The organism is Actinoallomurus spadix (assembly GCF_024055725.1).
GTDB lineage: Bacteria > Actinomycetota > Actinomycetes > Streptosporangiales > Streptosporangiaceae > Actinoallomurus > Actinoallomurus spadix.
In genome coordinates this window covers 19,752-37,451 of record NZ_JAMXMX010000042.1, presented here as the reverse complement: position 1 = coordinate 37,451, position 17,700 = coordinate 19,752, and the positions used below count along the sequence as shown (strand labels likewise).

The 17,700-nt window shown below is 73.5% G+C and carries 16 protein-coding genes; all 16 read right to left on the bottom strand.

Annotated elements, in window-relative coordinates:
• A partial coding sequence (locus NE235_RS35550) for an amino acid adenylation domain-containing protein (RefSeq protein ID WP_252811029.1) occupies window positions 1-3,649 on the bottom strand: 3,649 nt, incomplete at its 3' end.
• An 8-nt stretch (window positions 3,650-3,657) separates the two neighbouring features.
• Window positions 3,658-3,867 carry an MbtH family protein gene (locus tag NE235_RS35545; RefSeq protein ID WP_252811026.1) on the bottom strand — a complete coding sequence of 70 codons (210 nt, stop codon included), beginning with the start codon at window positions 3,865-3,867 and terminating at the stop codon, window positions 3,658-3,660.
• The gene (gene sbnB / locus NE235_RS35540; RefSeq protein ID WP_252811016.1) at window positions 3,857-4,876 is read right to left on the bottom strand and encodes a 2,3-diaminopropionate biosynthesis protein SbnB; all 1,020 of its coding nucleotides are present in this window, start codon (window positions 4,874-4,876) and stop codon (window positions 3,857-3,859) included. The genes NE235_RS35545 and sbnB overlap by 11 nt, the downstream gene beginning before the upstream one ends.
• Window positions 4,870-5,880, bottom strand: a complete 1,011-nt coding sequence (sbnA, locus tag NE235_RS35535) for a 2,3-diaminopropionate biosynthesis protein SbnA (RefSeq protein WP_252811014.1) — start codon at window positions 5,878-5,880, stop codon at window positions 4,870-4,872. The genes sbnB and sbnA overlap by 7 nt, the downstream gene beginning before the upstream one ends.
• Window positions 5,881-5,981: 101 nt before the next feature.
• Window positions 5,982-6,956: a TauD/TfdA family dioxygenase gene (locus tag NE235_RS35530; RefSeq protein ID WP_252811012.1), complete on the bottom strand. Its 975-nt coding sequence runs from the start codon at window positions 6,954-6,956 to the stop codon at window positions 5,982-5,984.
• A 16-nt stretch (window positions 6,957-6,972) separates the two neighbouring features.
• Window positions 6,973-8,337, bottom strand: a complete 1,365-nt coding sequence (locus NE235_RS35525; RefSeq protein WP_252811010.1) for a condensation domain-containing protein — start codon at window positions 8,335-8,337, stop codon at window positions 6,973-6,975.
• Window positions 8,337-8,597 (bottom strand): acyl carrier protein, encoded by a 261-nt coding sequence (locus NE235_RS35520; RefSeq protein WP_252811008.1) that lies wholly within the window; start codon window positions 8,595-8,597, stop codon window positions 8,337-8,339. Before NE235_RS35520 ends, NE235_RS35525 begins: the two co-directional genes overlap by 1 nt.
• Before the next feature lie 20 nt (window positions 8,598-8,617).
• On the bottom strand, window positions 8,618-10,288 hold the full coding sequence (locus NE235_RS35515; RefSeq protein ID WP_252811006.1) for an acyl-CoA dehydrogenase: 1,671 nt from the start codon (window positions 10,286-10,288) through the stop codon (window positions 8,618-8,620).
• Entirely contained in the window at window positions 10,285-12,027 is a 1,743-nt protein-coding gene (locus NE235_RS35510; RefSeq protein WP_252811005.1) for an acyl-CoA dehydrogenase family protein, read from the bottom strand. Before NE235_RS35510 ends, NE235_RS35515 begins: the two co-directional genes overlap by 4 nt.
• 9 nt (window positions 12,028-12,036) lie before the next feature.
• Window positions 12,037-13,770, bottom strand: coding sequence for a fatty acyl-AMP ligase (locus NE235_RS35505; RefSeq protein WP_252811003.1), 1,734 nt, complete (start codon window positions 13,768-13,770; stop codon window positions 12,037-12,039).
• Window positions 13,771-13,907: 137 nt separating this feature from the next.
• On the bottom strand, window positions 13,908-14,588 hold the full coding sequence (locus tag NE235_RS35500) for a 2-hydroxychromene-2-carboxylate isomerase (protein ID WP_252811001.1): 681 nt from the start codon (window positions 14,586-14,588) through the stop codon (window positions 13,908-13,910).
• Window positions 14,585-15,331, bottom strand: a complete 747-nt coding sequence (fabG, locus tag NE235_RS35495) for a 3-oxoacyl-[acyl-carrier-protein] reductase (RefSeq protein ID WP_252810999.1) — start codon at window positions 15,329-15,331, stop codon at window positions 14,585-14,587. The genes NE235_RS35500 and fabG overlap by 4 nt, the downstream gene beginning before the upstream one ends.
• A gap of 10 nt (window positions 15,332-15,341) precedes the next feature.
• Window positions 15,342-15,806 carry a 3-hydroxyacyl-ACP dehydratase FabZ family protein gene (locus tag NE235_RS35490; RefSeq protein WP_252810997.1) on the bottom strand — a complete coding sequence of 155 codons (465 nt, stop codon included), beginning with the start codon at window positions 15,804-15,806 and terminating at the stop codon, window positions 15,342-15,344.
• Window positions 15,803-16,147, bottom strand: a complete 345-nt coding sequence (locus NE235_RS35485) for a 3-hydroxyacyl-ACP dehydratase FabZ family protein (protein WP_252810995.1) — start codon at window positions 16,145-16,147, stop codon at window positions 15,803-15,805. The genes NE235_RS35490 and NE235_RS35485 overlap by 4 nt, the downstream gene beginning before the upstream one ends.
• A complete protein-coding gene (locus NE235_RS35480) occupies window positions 16,144-16,407 on the bottom strand; it encodes an acyl carrier protein (RefSeq protein ID WP_252810994.1) in 264 nt (87 codons plus the stop codon). Before NE235_RS35480 ends, NE235_RS35485 begins: the two co-directional genes overlap by 4 nt.
• Window positions 16,408-16,631: 224 nt before the next feature.
• Window positions 16,632-17,693 carry a beta-ketoacyl synthase N-terminal-like domain-containing protein gene (locus NE235_RS35475; RefSeq protein WP_252810992.1) on the bottom strand — a complete coding sequence of 354 codons (1,062 nt, stop codon included), beginning with the start codon at window positions 17,691-17,693 and terminating at the stop codon, window positions 16,632-16,634.
• Window positions 17,694-17,700: the final 7 nt, after the last annotated feature.

Sequence of the window (17,700 nt, the reverse complement as noted above, 5' to 3'; positions counted from 1 at the left end):
CCCCCACACCCTTCGGACGCCCCGTCGACCCCGACGTGAACACCACATACGCCAGATCGTCGAGGCCGCCCCGGCGGGACGGCGCCGTGCCCGGCCGCGCCTCGATCTCCGCGCCGTCACGGTCCAGCAGGACACACGGCCGGTCGAACCGATCCGCATAGGCCGAGGCCGTCACGACCATCCGTACGTCGGCGTCGTCCAGCATCGCCGTGATCCGCTCCGCCGGGTACGACGGGTCCAGCGGCAGGTACGCCCCGCCCGCCTTCCAGACGCCCAGGAACGCGGCCACCAGGTCCGGGCTCCGGTCCAGCAGCACCGCCACCCGTGACTCTCGCCGGACGCCGAGCGCGCGCAGGTGGTGCGCGAGACGATTCGCGCGCTCGTCCAGCTCCGCGTAGCCGACGACGAGGTCCCCCGCCACGACCGCAGGCGCGCCGGGCACGGCCGCGGCCTGGCGCTCGAACTCCTCGTCCACCCGGTGGCGTATCTCGAGCCGCGCGCCGGCCGTCCCGGCCGACTCCCCGGCGGGCAGGAAGCCCACCGTGGACACGGGCGCGGACGGGTCCCGGACGACGACGTCGAGGAGCCGGACGAAGTGATCCGCCAGCCGCTCGATCGTGCCGGCGTCGAAGAGGGACGTGGCGTACTCGAAGGCCCCGGCCAGCGCGCCGTCGGGACGCCGTCGCATGAACAGGGTGAGGTCGGTCTTGGCCACGCGCCACGCCTGCCGGTAGGTCTCCATGTCGGACGTGTCGGCCCCGCCGTCGGTGAGCCGCTCGTCGTGGAGGTCGAACGCGACCTGGTACAGCGGGGTACGCGACAGGTCGCGCTCGGGGCGCAGGTCGTCGACCAGGAGCTCGAACGGCAGGTGCTGGTGCGCGAACGCGGACGAGCACGTGCGCCGGATCCGGCGCAGCAGGTCCCGCAGGTCCGGCTCGCCGCTCAGGTCACAGCGCAGCACGAGGGAGTTGAGGAAGAAACCGACGACGCCCTCGAGCTCCGGACGGACCCGCCCGGCGACCGGGGTCCCGATCACCACGTCCCGCTGCCCCGTGTACCGCGCCAGCAGAGCGGCGAACCCGGACAGGAGCGCCGTGAACAAGGTGCCCCCGTCCTCCCGGGCCAGCCGGTCGAGGGCGCCGGCGGTGCCGCGCGGAACGACGAACGGGATGACCGCGCCGTGGTGGTCGCGCCGGGGCGGCCGTGGCCGGTCCGTCGGGAACCGCAGGGGCTGCATGCCGTCGAGGGTCCGGCGCCAGTGCTCCAGTTCCCGGCCGATGACGTCATCGGTCAGCCACTGGCGCTGCCAGGCCGCGTAGTCGGCGTACCGCACCCCGGGCTCGGGGAGGCGTGGTTCGCGTCCCTCCCGCGCGGCCGCGCACAGCTCGCGCACCTCGCGGGCGAGGACCGCCGAGGACCAGCCGTCGCAGGCGATGTGGTGCATGGTCAGCAGCAGCAGGGGCGCCTCGCCGGCGACGCGGATCAGCAGTGACCGCCAGACCGGCCCGGACTCCAGGTCGAATCCGCGCTCGAACTCCTCCGCGTAGACGGCGGCCAGCTCCTGCCGGGTGACGTCCACGACACGCGGCACGACCGGTGCCGCGTCGTCGATCACCTGGCGTGGCCGGCCCGCGTCGGCCACGTAGCGGGTGCGCAGGATCTCGTGCCGCGCCGCGAGGGCGGTCAGCGCGTCGCGCACGGTGCCGGTGCCGGTGCCGGGGTCGAGCCGGACGATGAGCGGCGCCACCCATTCCGCACTGCCCGGGCGCATCCGGTCCAGGAACCACAGCCGCTCCTGGCCGAAGGACAGCGGCGCCTCCTTCGCCGACCCGGCGGTGATCGGCGGCGGTGCGGCGGCCGGGGACGGCCCGGCGAGCAGCCTGGCCTGCGCCTCGACCGTGGTCTCCTGGAACAGCGCCGACAGGTCGGGGTCGCCGCCGGTGCTCGCGGCGCGCAGCCGGCCCGCGAGGCGTGCCAGCAGCAGCGATGACCCACCGAGCCGGAAGAAGTCGTCGTGCGCGCCGACCCGCTCGACGCCGAGCAGTTCGGCCCACACGTCGGCGATCGCCTGTTCGGCGGCGTTGCGCGGCGCGACGTACGCCGGGCGGCCGGTTCCCGTCGCCGGATCCGGGACGGGCAGCGCGGCGCGGTCGGGTTTTCCGCTCGGGGTCAGCGGCAGCTCGTCCAGCTCGACGAAGATCGCGGGAACGAACGCGCTGGGCAGCCGCTCCCGCAGGAACCCGCGGAGCCGCTCCGCCAGGCCGGGCACGCGGGCGCCCCCGTCATCCGCCGGCGACGGGGCCGTCGCCGTGCCGGGGGAGGCGCTCTCGACGACGTAGGCGACCAGGCACGAGGCGCCGGTCGCGTCGGGCAGGTCGGTGACCACCGCGGCGCGTACGGCCGGATGCGCGGCGAGAGCGGCCTCGACCTCTCCCGGCTCGACGCGCACTCCGTTGATCTTGACTTGGTGGTCCAGCCGGCCGAGGTAGTCGAGCGACCCGCCCTCGCGCCACCGCACGAGGTCGCCGGTCCGGTACAGGCGCGCGCCCGGCGGACCGTACGGATCCGGCACGAACCGCTCGGCGGTCAGATCGGGGCGGCCGAGATACCCGCGCGCGACCCCGGCGCCGCCCGCGTACAGCTCTCCCGCCACCCCCACCGGCACCGGCCGGCCGGAGACGTCGAGGACGAGGACGCGGGTGTTGTCGATGGGCCCGCCGATCGGCACCGGCCCGGACGTGACGGCCGGGTCGACGCGGTGCGCGGTGACGTCGATCGCGCACTCGGTCGGGCCGTAGGTGTTCCAGATCTCCACCGGCACCTGGTCGAGCACCCTGCGGCACAGTTCGGCGTGCAGCGGCTCGCCGGCGGAGAACAGCAGCCGCAGCGACCCGCATTCGGCGAGCCCGGGCTCCTCCACCAGGAGCCGCAGGACCGACGGCACCACCTGGAGCACCGTCACCCCGTGCGCCGCGGCGGCCCGTACGATGGCGGCGGGATCACGCTCGGCGCCCGGCGGCGCCATCACGACCGTTCCGCCGCTCACCAGGGGGGCGAAGAACTCCCAGCCGGCCGCGTCGAAGGTCGGCGAGGTCTTCTGCAGGATCCGGTCCGTCACCGACAGGCCGTGACACCGCACGGTCCAGGCGACCCGGTTGCCGATCCCCTCGTGGGTGACCACGACGCCCTTCGGCCGGCCGGTGGACCCGGACGTGTAGATCACGTACGCGGCGGCGCCCGGGTCGGTGACCATCCCGGACGGGGTGTCCGGCTCCGCGCCGGCCAGGGCGATGGGGAGTTCCGTGACCCCCTCGGGCGTCCCGGCCGGCTCGCCGTCGGTCAGCACGACGCGGGCACCGGTGTCCTCGATCATCCAGCGCGTCCGCTCGGCCGGATGGTCCGGGTCCAGCGGCAGGTAGGCCGCACCGGCCCGCCATGCTCCGAGCAGCGCGACGGGCAGGTCGATGCCACGGCGCATGCGGACACCCACGACCGTCTCGCGCCCGGCCCCGTGCCGGCGGAGGAGATGGGCCACCTGGTCGGCGCGCCGGATCAGGTCGGCGTAGGTCAGGTCGCCCTGGTCGCCGGTCACGGCGAGGGACTCCGGCGTCCGCGCCGCCTGACGGGCGACGGCTTCGGGAATGTTCATGGGTGCCCTCAGACCTCGCTGTCCATCTCCATCCGGCGCCGCAGGCTCAGCGGCCGCATGTCCGTCCACACCTCGGCGATGTGGGCGAGGCACTCCTCGCGGGTACCGCGGGTGCCCTCTCTGCGCCATCCGGACGGGGGCTCGCGGTCGGCCCACCAGACCGAGTACTGCTCCTCGTCGTTGAGCACGACGTCGTAGAGGTCGGCGTCAGCGGCCATGGATCGCTCCTTCTGTGGTCACGGGGTGCGGCTCCGGCAGGAAGTCGTCCACGCGTACTCCGAGGCCCTCGCGCTCGGCCATGGCCTGGACGTGGCGGGCCAGAGCGACGTCGAGGACGCCGAGCCCGAACGGTGAGAAGACGGTCACCCGGTGCGGGTCGCGCTCGACCGGTGTCCGTTCGCGGAGCAGACCGCCGATCGACGCGGCGATGAACCGCCGGTGTCCGGTGGACTGCTCGGCCAGGTGCAGGGACGTCCGCTCACGGCAGACGTGATCGGGATCGTCCACGACGTTGCGCGCCGCGAGGATCGCCTCGGGCAGGATGTCGCGCAGCGACACGTGCAGGACGACCGCGCCGCGCCGGCAGGCCGCGGTGTCCAGGTGGGGTTCGGTGGCCGTCGTCGCGATGGAGACGAGCCCATGGGAGCCGAGGGCCTCGGCGATGCCGGCGGCGACCCTGACCCGGAGGTCCGGCGCGCAGCCGGCCGCGAACGCCTCCGCCCGGGCCCGGTCGACGTCATAGACCGTGACCTCGGCGAGGGCGGGCAGGACCGTGGCCAGGAACCTCAGCACCTCCCGGTTGATGACCCCGCACCCGATCAGCGCGACGCCCTCGGTGGTGGCGGAGACGAGCAGGCCCGCGGCGAGCGCGGCACTCGCCGCCGTACGGCACGCCGAGATCAGCGACCCCTCGATCAGCGCCTCCGGCCGGCCGGTCTCGAGCGAGTTGAGCACGATCGCGGCGCTGGCGCGTTCGATGCCCCGGCGCGGGTTCCCGGGGAAGGAGGCGATCCACTTCATTCCGGCGACCGCGTCGTCACCACCGAGGTAGGCGGGCAATCCGATGATGCGGTCCCGCTCATTTCCAGGGAATCGGAGAAAGGTCGAGTGCGGTAGTGCGGAGCGCCCCTCGTCGTGCAGGACATAAGCCGCGCGGACGCGTTCGACGATCTCCGTTTCACGCCCTTCGAGAAGCCGTCGCACCTCGGCGTTCCGGACGATCAGCATGGGCTCGTCCGTCCCTTCATCTGGTCCTTCCAGAGATGCGAGACCTCACCGAAGTTCTCGTTGACCCACCGGTCGGAATAGACGGTGTCGAGATAGCGGTCGCCGCCGTCGGGAAAGATCAGCACGCAGTTCGAGCCGGGCGGGATCCGCTCCTGCAGCTTCTCCAGCGCGGCGACCGTCGCGCCGGAGGAACCGCCGGCCAGGATCGCCTCGTGGCGGATGAGCCGCCGGCAGCCGACGACGCACTCGAGGTCCGAGACGTGCACGACCGTGGAGGCCGCGTCGGGGGCCAGCAGGGTCGGCCGGACGGAGGCGCCGTGGCCGGGGATCAGGCGCGGCGCCGGCTTGTCCTCGAACAGCACGCTGCCGACGGCGTCGACCGCGACGACGGTCGTCGGCATCCCGTTCCGCCGGACGTACTCCGAGCAGCCGCGCAGCGTCCCGCAGGTGCTGGTCGCGCAGAACAGGTAGTCGACGCGCCCGTCGAGCGCCAGGGTGATCTCCCGCATGGTCTGTTCGTGCGCCAGCGGGTTGAGCGGGTTGGAGTACTGATCCGGCCAGTACGCGTACGGGGTGCCCGCCACGATCTCGCGCACCCGGCGGATGCGGGCCGGCAGGTACTCCTTGGTCTTCGGATCGGGCTCGGTGACCACTTCGACCATGGCGTCGTAGGCCTGCAGGATCGCGATGTTCTGCTCGGTCGTCTTGGCGTCGACGACGCAGATGAAGCCGAGGCCGAAATAACGGCAGATCTGGGCCAGGCCGACGGCCAGGTTGCCCGAACTGGACTCCACGATCACCGACCGGCCTGGGACGAGCTCGCCGGCCTGGATCTTCTCCAGCAGCAGCATGAGCGCCGGGCGGTCCTTGATGCTGCCGCCCGGATTGAACCGCTCGACCTTCGCGAAGACGCGTGATTCGAACGACGGGATGAGGTTATCGAGCTCGACGAGCGGGGTGTTCCCGACGGTTTGCAGGATACTCTTGAACGGTTGATCGACCACGGGTTCCCTTTCGTCGATAACCTCGGGGCAGTGCGCCGATTCGCGCCCGCGCCAGCACATCTGATGATGCGTGGGGGCGCTATATCTCCCCTATACCGGGGTCAATCCAGAACATTGCCGTTGCCGGTGCGTGACGCGCGGGAGACGCGATGGTTCAGGTGGACGAAGGTGCGGTACAGCCAACGGTCGTTGCCGTCATAACGCGGAGTGAAGGCGGTACGCCCGTGGATGGCCAGCCGGTTGTCGACCAGGGCCAGGTCGCCGGGCGTGAGCACGATCGTGCGGGCCACCTGGTCGAAGGCCTCCCGCAGCGTCTCCAGGGCACGGCCGGCGTCGTCGTCCAGGGGGCGCGTGGCGCTGAAATCGACCCGGACGTCCGGGTCGTCGGGCGCGCCGGCGAGCACCGGGTGCGCCGGGGCCTCGCCGTCCGCGCCGCCGAACGACGGTGGCGGCTCGGTGACGAAGCGCGGCTCGGCGAGCACGCGGCGGACGAGGCCGGGGAGCAGGACCGCCGCGCGCCGGATCGACGCGATGCGCAGCCCGGCCCGGTTCTCGTGGTCGTTGCGCAGGCACATCAGCGCGACGAGATCCGGGCGGTGGGGGTGGAACGCGTTCTCCACGTGCATCTCGAGCCGGGTCGATCCCGCGTTGCTCTGCTGCCGCTCGTGCGCGGGCACGGGCACGACGTTCTGAACCAGCGCGCCGGCCTTCTCGTTGCGGAACGCCACGACCTCGCCGAGCTGCAGCGTGATGAGCACCTGTGCCGCCGCCTCTCTGGTCGCCGTCCGCTCGACCGATCCGGGCGTCGACGGCGTGGCGCGCAGCACGTCGTCGACCGGCAGGTTCCGCACGAGGATGAGTCCGTCCGGGCCCGGGTCATGGCGGAACCTCCGGAGCTCTTCGTTCAGCCTCGGCGGGAGCCGGCAGGACAGGGCCCGGGCGGTGGCGACCCAGCCGGAGTCGTCGACGAGACGCGGCGGGGTCGCCGCGGCGCGCGCGGCGACGGACGCCAGATCGTCGCGTTCCGTCTTGGTCAGGGTGATGGTCGGGCAGTCATCGACGGCCGCACTGATCATGATTGTCCACTCTCCGTCATCTGGTGGGACCGGTTCCCATCGCCAGCAGCCGTTCCAGGTCGGTCTCGTCTCCCAGGGACACGCCGGACACCGGAGTACCGGGGTCGGCGACGGCCGCCTCGGTCACCGTGACGAGGTGATCGGCCAGCCGCTCGATCGTCACCGCGTCGAACAGGTCGACGTCGTAGCGGAACGTCACCGTCAGCGCCCCACGGCTCTCCCGCAGCTCGACCGACAGGTCGAGCTGGCCCTCCATGTGCGGTACGTCCACCAGCTCCAGGCGCAGGCCGCCGTAGTCGAGCCCGCCGTCGAGCAGGTCGAGGAGGGGTTCCATGCGGTTGGCGGTCACCATGGTCACGGCGATGTGGAACAGCCGGGCGCGGTCCTCCGGGCGGGGCAGCAGCACGGTCGGGTACCGCGCGGCGGCCATCGCCGTCGCCGTCTGCCGGTACGCCGACACGGCCGCCTCGCCGAGCGTGGTCGCCGGGCTCAGCCGGGCGCGCAGCACCAGGGTGTTGACGAGGTAACCGACGACGTCCCGCATGCCGCGCCGGAACCGGATCGAGGCCGGGCAGCCGATGAGGAAACGATCGTGGCCGGTGTACCGGTGCAGTACCGTCTCGAAGGCCCCCAGCACCAGGGCGAAGGGCGTGACGCCGAGCGCGTCGGCCGCCGGGCGCAGGCGGCCGTGCAGGGCGTCGGGGAACCTGCGCTGGACGGTCGCTCCGGTGAAGCCCTGGCGCTCGGGGCGCGGCCGGTCGGCGGGGAGCTCCGCGGCGGGCGCGTCCGCGCAGATCCGCCGCCAGCGCTCCGCCAGTTCCGGACCGCGCGGAGACGCCAGGAGACGGCGTTCGTCCTCGACGTGGTCGTCGAAGGCCCGGTCCAGTTCGGACCAGGCGGGTTCGCCGGCCGTCAGCAGCCCGCGGTAGGCGTCGAGCAGGTCGCGCATCAGCAGCCACTGCGACGTGCGGTCGGAGATGATGTGGTGGGCGACCACGACCAGCACCGCGTCGTCGTGGCGGCGGCGCAGGAGCACGAGGCGGACGGCGCCCTCGGCCAGCCGGAACGGCGTCCTCCCGACGTCGCGGGCCGCGGCGGCCACCGCGTCGTCGTCCGCGCCGGCCATCTCCCGGACCTCCAGCCGGACCATGGCCGGAGCGCGGACGACGCGCCAGGGCACGCCGTCGATCTCGGTGAACACCGAGCGCAGCAGGTCGTGCCGGGCCGCGAGCGCCGCCACCGCCCGGTGCAGCAGGTCCGGTTCGAGCGGGGTACGGACGCGGACCGCCAGCGTGATGTTGTACGCCGCGCGGTCCGGGGCCAGCCGGTGGAGATGCCACATGGCGTCCTGGCCCGCCGAGAGCCGCCGAAGGTCGTCCATCAGCCCAGCTCCGCGACCAGGTAGGCGGTGATCGCGTCGATGGTCGGGTGATCCCAGCCCAGCGTCGCCTCGACCTCGACACCGAACCGGTCCTCGATGTCGCCGCCGAGGGTCAGCGCGTAGACCGAGTCCAGTCCCAGCTCGACGAGGCGCGTGTCCGTCGCGATCTCGTCCGGGCGGCGCTCGGCGTAGAACGCGACGCGTTCGATCAACCAGGCGCGGATCGCGTCCGCCGACGTGTCGATGCTCATCTCCGGCATGTCCGCTACTTTCTGTGAGATCACGGGACGTGTCGGCCGGCGAGCCGTCGCCGGTCGAGGTCGAAGGTCCGGTCGCCGTCGTGCCGGGCGAGGAGGTCGGTGAAGAGGCGCCGCTCCAGCCCGTCCGGCAGCGGTCCGGGGCTCCTGCCGAGGCGTCCGGCGAGACGCCACAGCGCTCCGGTGAGCCAGACGGTGTCCCCGAGGAACCCACCGTCGGCGTGCCGCCAGACGCCGGCGCAGGCCGCCGCGGCGAGCACGGTCGCGTACCGGTCGGTCAGGTCGAAGGCCGAGCGCCGGGCCGTGACCGTCCGGTCCCCCGGCGGCAGGTCCAGGCATCGGCGCCTGAGCGACCGCAGTTCCCCGGTGAACAGCGACGCGAGATCCGCCAGGTCCGGGGCCTCAGCGAGGGAGGCGAGCGCGGCGGTCAGGCTGTCGGCCCCGCGCGCGCTGGGCCGCAGGGCGCCGTACTCCAGCGGCGGGAGGGGGTCGCCGAGCCGGAACAGCGCGGCCGGAGGAGGCTCGGCCTCGAGCCAGCTGCGGCGCGCCAGCCGCGGCAGCTGCGGGAGCATCGTTGCCTGGCAGACGGCGGCGTTGGCGTGCGCGAACGTCACCAGGGGGATGTCGCGCATGTTCTTCTGGAAGATCCCGTAGGGGCCCTCCCGCAGGTACGACCGGGCGCCCAGCACCGTGGAGAGCCGGTACGCGCCGTCGTGCAGGAGCCTGGGGACCAGGTACTTGACGGCCGCGGTCGACACGCTGGTCTCCCCCGGCAGGACGTGCAGAGCACGCGCGACCACCGTGGACAGGCAGTCCGCGACGAGCAGGTCGAGGAAGACGCCGGTGATGGTCGCGCGGGCGTGCGGCAGGTCGGCCACGGACCGGCCGTACAGCGTGCGCCCGCGGGCGAAGTCCAGGACCACGCGGAGCTGGGTGTCCAGCGCACCGATCACGACTCCCGGCAGCACGCCCCGGGTCACCTGGAAGGCCGTCAGCACGGTCTCCATGGCCCCGCCGTACGGGCCGACCACGCCGTCGGCGGGCACCGGGCAGTCCCGGAACTCGACGCCGCCGAGCAGGCAGCCGCGCACCCCGGCCGTGCGGAACCGGGGCAGGTGGCGGCGCCGGCCGGCGGGCAGCGCGGTCAGGTCGACCAGGACGTGCGAGTGACTGCGGCTGCCGGCCTCCTCGGCGGTACGGGCGAAGAGCACGACCGCGTCCGCCCGCGCCACGTTGTTGACCAGCTCCTTCCGCCCGTCCAGGATCAGGGACGCTCCGTCGCGCCGGGCGGTCAGCTCGTTGCGGGTGAAGTCGTTGCCGTGCGCCAGTTCGGTGTAGCCCGCCGCCGCGCGGCCGTTGCGCATCAGCAGGTCCGCCAGCCGGCGCCGCTGGCCGGGGTCGCCGGACGTCCAGACGGGAACGGCGGCGATGAAGCTCGTGACTCCGTAGCCGAGACCGAGGCTGCAGTCGCGCCGGAACACCGCCCGGACGACGCGGGCCATCTCGTCGGCCTGCCGGAACCTCCCGCCCAGCTCGGCCGGCACGAACTCGGCGTTCAGCCCGTACCCGTCGAGCATCGCCTCACCCGCCGCGAGGAGTTCGCCGCGTTCGTCCGCGGCGACGACGGCGTCGTGGCCAAGGGGGTTCCCGGGGTCCGCCGGGTCACCGAGCAGTGCCTCCAGCGTGTCCGTCATCGGGCCTCCTCGGCGAGCCGGCAGGGCAACGGGGAGAACAGCCGCCCGCCGCGGTACTGCTCGACCAGGTGCGGCATGAGATGCTCGAAGACCTCCTCGTCCTCCCCGGCGTCACCGCCGCGCAGCCGTCCGAGCAGCCGCGCGAGGCAGGCGTCGAGCCACAGCGCCTCCCGCCAGAGCCCGGCGGTCTCTCCCCCGGCCATCGCCTCGTGGTTGCGCAGCCACAGGTGCGCGCAGGCGGCGGCGACGAAGCACAGGGCGTATCGATGCGCCAGGTCGAACGCCTCCACCGGCACGTCCCGTGCCGACGGCCGCTGCCCGGCCATGGCGTCGTGCAGGCCGGTGACGATCTCTTGAAGCTCCTTGAGCCGCCGCACCACGGAGGGCGGCGCGACGCCCTCGGCGGTGTGCGTCAGCGCGGGAAGGCTCTGGACGAGACTGCTGCCTCCGCGCGCGGCCAGCCTCAGCCCCGCCGGATCGAACGGCGGCGGCGGCCCGGTGAGGGTCACGGCGCCGGCCAGGCCGGCGTCGTCGACGAGTCCGCGCCGGTGGCCGCGGACCAGTGCCGGGAACTGGTTGATCAGGGAGTTGAGGTTGACCAGCGTGCTGCCGTCGAAGATCCCGACGATCCGGTGGTCGCGCTGGACCTTCTGGAAGACGCCGCAGCCGTCCGTGCCCGTGAGGAACGCCCGCGCGCCGAGCACCTGGCCGAGCCGGGTGATGAGGTCGTCGACGATCGTCGGCGCGGCGTACTTGACGACGGCGGAGGTGACGCTCAGCTCTCCCGGCAGCGTGTGGATGCCGCGGGCCGTCACCAGGCCGGTCACCTCGAGGGTGAGCAGGTCCGCGTACGCTTCGGTGAGCGTCCGCGCGGCGTGCGGCAGCTCGGCGACGGTCCGCCCGTACAGGCGGTGCCGCAGGGCGAAACCGAGCGCGGTCCGCAGCGCCCGGTCGGCCGCGCCGAGCGACAGCGCGGCGCACAGCGTCCGGGTGAGCTGGAGGCCCTTGAGGACGATCTCCAGTCCGGCGCCGGGCGCTCCGATCATCGCGTCGGCGGGTACGCACGCGCCGTCGAACGCGATTCCGCTGATGTCCGCGCCGCGGATGCCGTCGGTGCGGACCGCGGGCAGGCAGCGGTAGGCGTCCCCCGGCAACCGCGTCTTGTCCACCAGCAGGAGACTGAAGCCGCGCGCGCCGCCTTCGGGGTCGGTGCGGGCGAGCAGGCAGATGACGTGCGCCCGCGTGGCGTTGTTGATCAGCCATTTCTCGCCCGTGACGCGGTACCCGGCGCCGGACGGCTCGGCCGCGACCTCGCCGGCCAGCAGGTCGCCGCCGTGCGCGCGCTCGGTCAGGCCCCAGGCCACGACCTGCCCGGCCGCCACCGCCTCGCCGAGCGCGCGGGCCTGCGCGGGCTCCGCGCCCACCCACGCCGAGACCGCGCCGAGGAAGGTCTTGCCGTGCGCGATCGCCACGGTGAGGTCCCGGCGCGCGAGCAGGCGCACGACCTGCAGGGTGTCCTCGTAGGTGTGCACGGATCCGCCGTGGCGCGCGGGCACGTAGTAGCCGGGGACGCCCGCGTCGTCCAGGTCGCGGCAGACGCCGGCCGGGAACTCCTCCCGCTCGTCCAGCTCGGCGCAGCGCGCCAGCGAGAAGGCGCGAGAGGCGTCGTTCGGGTCGCCGAACCGCCGCTCGAGCCGCTCGGTCAGCGCGTAGGGGGCGTAGGTCGGTGGTCGGCGCACGGCGACTCCTCATCCGGCGGTGACGATGGGGGCCCGGTGGCGTTCGCGGATCCCGGGGGCGACGTCCTCGTACAGGGTGTCCAGGGCGCCCGCCAGGAACAGCTCACGGGTGCGCAGCCGCTGGATCTTGCCGCTCGTCGTCTTCGGGATCTGACCGCGGCGGACGAACGCGACGGCGGCGAGACGCAGGTCCAGCAGGGTGCCGAGCGAGCGTTTCAGCAGGTCCGCGAGAGCCCGCAGGTCCTCTTCGGCCAGCCGCCGGGCGCGCAGCTCCTGCACGAGGACGATCTCCTCGCGCGGGACGGGCACGGAGAACACCGCGCACGGCAGGCCCCCGAAGGCGGGGTCCAGCCGCGCCGCCTCGCGTTCGATGTCATGGGGGTACAGGTTGCGGCCGTGGATGATCAGCGTCTCCTTGAGCCGGCCGGTGATGTACAGCTCGCCGTCGAGGAGGGCGGCGAGGTCACCGGTGCGCAGGAAGGCGCCCTCCCCGTCCGCGGTCCGGGCGTGGAAGGTCCGGCGCGTCTCCGCGGGCCTGCGCCAGTAGCCGCGGGCGACGCTGGCCCCGCGAATCCAGACCTCGCCGACCCGGCCGTCGGGCAGGGGACGTAACGTGCCGGGATCGACGATCCGCACGTCGAGATCGCGGACGACGCCGCTGCTCACCACGGTCACGGCCGGTTCGCCCTCGCGCGCCGGCGCGAGCCCGCCCCGCTCCAGCGCTCCGGCCGCCACGCGCCGTACGGTGGGCGGGGCGTCGGCCGGCGTCCCGGAGACGTAGAGGGTGGCCTCGGCCAGGCCGTAGCCGGGAAGCAGCGCCTCCGGCCGCAGCCCCGCGGCGGCGAACCGCGCGGCGAAGCGCTCGAGGGTGTCCGCGTCGATCGGCTCGGCGCCGTTGCAGGCGTAGCGCCAGCAGGACAGGTCCAGGCGCGCGACCTGCTCGTCGGAGACGCTGCGGGCGCACAGGTCGTAGGCGAAGTTCGGCGCGCTGCCGACCTCGGCGCGGTGCCGGTCGATCAGCGCCGGCCACAGGTGTGGCCGTTTGAGGAAGTCGATGGGCGGCATCAGGACGGCCGTGGCGCCGATGAACAGCGGCGTCAGCACCATCGCGATGAGGCCCATGTCGTGGTGGACCGGCAGCCAGCTGCAGAACCGCATGTCGCGGTGCCAGCCGTGGCTGCGCCGCATGAGTTCGACGTTGTGCACCAGGTTGGCCTGCGACACCATGACGCCCTTGGGGTCGCTCGTCGATCCCGACGTGTACTGCAGGAACGCCGGCGCCTGTTCGTCGCCGTCCGGCGGCGGGACGTCCTCCGGCCGGTCCGTCTCCGGTGCCATGACGGTGAACCCGGCCAGCTCGCGCCCGCCCAGCCATTCGCCGACCGACGGCAGGAGCGCCTCCCCGGTCAGCACGACGGACGGATCGGCGTCCCGCACGATCCCCTCGGTCCGGTCACGGCGGTTGCGCCCGCCGCCCGGGGCCGGCATCGGCACGGGGATCACCCCGGCGTACAGGCAGCCAAGAAAGGCGCCGACGAACTCCAGGCCGGTCGGGTAGGCGAGCACCGCCCGGTCGCCGGGCCGGCAGGGCAGCTGCGCCGCGACCGACCGGGCCGCCCGGTCCAGCCCGCCGTACGTGAGGGTGTCCTCGGCGCCCCCGTGGGAGAGGATCACGGCGGGACGCGCGGGGTCGCGTTCGGCGTTCCGCCGGAACGTCGCCGCGAAATTCTCAGAACCGCCCACGTTCTCTCCCGGTCTCTCTCGCTGTCGCTACGGTGCGGCCGGCCGCTATATCCCGGCTATAACCGGGGCGACCAGGGCCGCCACGGCCACGCGCCGGACGGCGGAGCGCGGCCACGACGGCTCATCGCGCAGGGCGTTCATCCGCACCCGCCGGCGTGCCCGTCGTCGACCGACGCGGCGCCCACCGTCGTGACGGCGGGAGGCGGAGCGCCGGCCCCGGCGCGTACGGAATCGGCGAACGCCGGAAGCCGGTCGACCCCCCAGTACTTGTCGAACCGGTTGACGAAGAACGGCACCCCGAACACGCCGTCGCGGTGGATCCTCAGCAGGACCTGTACTCCCTCCTCCCGGATCCGCGGATCGTGGACCGCGCCGGTCAGCTCACCTTCGTCGAGCCCCAGCTCCCCGGCCAGCCCGGCGATGGTCCGGGGGTCGCAGATGTCGCGTCCCTCCTCCCACCGGGCCCGGTACGCGCCCGCGATGAACTCCGGCCCGCGTCCGTGGCGGCGCGCGACCAGATAGGCCAGGTGGGGCACCTCCCACCACGGCTCGCGGTCGACCGGCCAGGCCGGCCGCAGCCCGCGCTCCGCCGCCAGGCGGCGCACGTCCTGAAGCGCGTACAGGTGCTTGGCCTTCGACATCGGGGTGTAGAGGAACCGTCCGCCCGCCTCGGCGAGCAGCCGCAGGCTGTGCTCGTCCGGTTCCCAGAACGGGATCCACTCCAGCCGTCCGGCCAGTGCGGCGTGCCGGTCGAGCAGATCCCGGTAGGCCAGCCAGGAGTACGGGCTGCGCAGCGAGAAGTAGAACCGCGGGCTCACAGCGCGATCCCCCCGTCGACCTGCACGACCTGGCCGGTGATGTAGGCGGCCCGCTCCGACGCCAGGAAGGAGACCAGATCCGCCACCTCGTCGGGGCGGCCGAACCGGTCCAGCGGGATGCGGGCGCGCATGTCCGACACCAGAGCAGGAGGCATCCGCGCGGTCATGTCCGTCTCGATGAAGCCCGGGGCCACGACGTTCGCCCGGATCCCGTGACGCCCCACCTCCTTGGCGAGGGACCGGGTGAAGCCGATGATGCCGGCCTTGGACGCCGCGTAATTGGTCTGCGCGGCGTTCCCCGCGATCCCGGAGATCGACGAGACGGTGACGATCGCGCCCGCCCGCCGCTTCATCATCGGGAAGACCACCGATCGGCAGATGTTGTAGGTGCCGTCGAGGTTCACCCGCAGCACGGCGTCCCACTCCTCGTCCCGCATCAGCGCCAGCGGCTTGTCGCGGATGATCCCGGCGGCGCTGACGAGCACGGCGACGGGCCCCAGCTCGGTCTCGACCGTCTCGACGAACTCCTTGGCCGCCGCCCGGTCGGCCACGTCGACCTTCCGGACGAGGACCTCGGCGCCTGCCGCCTTCGCCTCCTTGGCCGACGTCTCGGCCGCCTCGGTACTGGCCTCGTAGCAGAACGCCACGTCATAGCCGTCGCGGGCGAGACGTGCGACCGCGGCACGGCCGATGCCGCGCGAGCCGCCCGTGACGAGGGCGACGGGCCGATCGGTTCCGGGCACGATGACTCCTTCACGCTGGGGCGGTCTCCGGCCGGAGCACGTCGATGGACCGCAGGGCGACCACGAAATGACCGACCGACATGACGGTGGACGCGCCGACGAGCGACTCGCCCTCGAGGATCGACGTGTCGGCGATGGCCCTGACCAGCCGGACCCGGTGCTCGACGACGTCGCCGGGCAGCACCGGACGGCCGAACCGGACATCGTCGATCGCGCCGGCCAGCTCCACCTTCCCCGCCAGTACGTCCGGGTTGGGCTGCTCCCACACCGACAGCAGCACGGCGGACTGGGCCCAGGACTCGATCAGCAGGGCGGCCGGATACTCCTCACGGTCCTCGGCGAAGCCGGGTTCGGAGCACGTCACCGCCTTGGCCGCGGTCAGGCTCCGGCCGGGCTCCACCTCCAGAACCCGGTCCACCAGCAGGATCGGGTGACGGTGCGGGATGATCCGTCTGATCTGGGCGACGCCGATCACGGGCCCGTCGCCTCCTCGTACCGGAGACGGAGGTCGGCGGCCGGGCCGCGCGCCGTGGCCGCCGAGGCGGAGACGCGCAGTTCCCGCTGTGACCGGGACGCGGACAGCCGGATGGAGACCTCGTCACCGGGGTAGATGGGGCGGCGGAACCGGCACCGGTCGATGGCCCGCAGCCGGAGCCCGGCGGCACGCCAGGCGCGCACGGCGCGGTCCGCGTAGTCGATCAGGTACACGCCCGGCAGCACGGCGAAGCCCGGATAGTGGCCCGGGAAGACGGGGTCGCCGGGATCGATCGTGACGTGGGCCGTGATCGCGTCATCGGGCCCCGCGTCGATCCTCACGACGTCTCCCGCAGCTTCCGCTCGATCAGGTCGTAGGTGCTGCGCATGGTCCGGATGGATTCCAGTTCCTCCTCCTGCATGCGCACGCCGTACTCCTTCTCCAGCCGTACGGTGATCTCCAGGGCCATGAGCGAGTCGACCTCGAGGTCGTCCACGAAGTGCGCGTCGTCGGTGACCTCGGCGACGTCCACGTCGAGGACCTCCGCGATCAGCAGGCGAAGGTCCTCCTTGTCGAGCCGGGGGGCGAGCTGGTCGGCCATCGGTAACGGTCCTTTCTGCGTGGTCGGCCGCTCCGGCCGGCGCGATCCGGTCGGTCTCGAGCCGGTGGGCCCGGAGCGGAGGTCGGGTGGCGTGCCGCCGGGTGGCCGGGTGACGGGCACCGCGTGGTCGCCGGGTGACGGCACCACCGCCGCGGCACCGCCGCCGGGTGGCGGGACGACGGGCGCGGCACCGCCGCCGGGGCTCCCGGCGGGTCCGGGGACGCTCACGTTCCCGCTCCCGGCTGCCCGAGCAACGCGCAGCCGACGGTGCCCTCACGGTCGATCGAGGTCACCAGGGCGAGGCCGTCGTCCATGCCGGCGGCCAGCACCGCGGCGAGCTGGAAGGCGGCCGAGGCCGCGGAGGTGTCACCGATGAGCGGCCGCCCGCGTACCTCCGGTGGCCTGCGGCCGCCGAGCGCGGCGCCGATCGCCGCGGACTCATGGTCGCTGAACGGTCCCCCGGCGGGGGCCACGAGCCGCACGTCGTCGGGGGCGCCGGCGTCTTTCAGCGCGTCCTCGACGCAGCGGCGCAGCGCCTCACCGGCCGAGGCCGGCGCGCCGAACGCCCCGAATCTCACCGCGCGCACGACGGCGAGCGGTGCCCGGCCGTTCCGGCGCGCGGTGTCCAGGCGCTCGGTGAGGAACATGGCGCAGCCCTCGCCGAGCGGTCCCCCGCCGGGACCGTTCGCGTGCCACTCCAGCCGGGCGCGCTGCTCGGAGATCTCCTCGGCCGCACCGCACAGGATGGCGTCGCAGCCGCCGCCGCGGTGCAGCCGCGCCGTGTAGCTGAGCGCCAGCAGACCGGTCAGCGCGCCGCCGGCGACGGTCGTGTTGGGTCCCTTCAGTCCGTACCAGATCGCGCTCTGGCCGGCCGCGCGGTTCATCACCGTGTTCGGGAACCGCGCCGGGTCGACGTGGTACGGCCGCTCCCCCGTCAGCGCGTCGCGGGTGAAGTCCATGATGCTCTGGACGCTGCCCGAACCGGTGCCCAGCACCAGGCCGACGCGCTCGGCGTCCTCGAACGGCCGCGGCAGGTACGCGTCGAGCAGCCGGCCGACCGTGGCCACGGTGAGCCCGGTGACGCGGTCCATCGACCGGGTCCCCTTGCGGCCGAGCACCCGGGCGACGTCGAAGTCCGGCACGACCCCGGCCCGTTCGAACGGACCGTACGGCCCCGCGCTCGTACCGTCGCGGCCGGCCCGCAGTCCGTCGCGGAACGGGCCGGCGCCCATGCCGTACGGTGAGACGACCGACCAGCCGGAGATCACCAGAGCGTCGAGGTCCATGGACGTC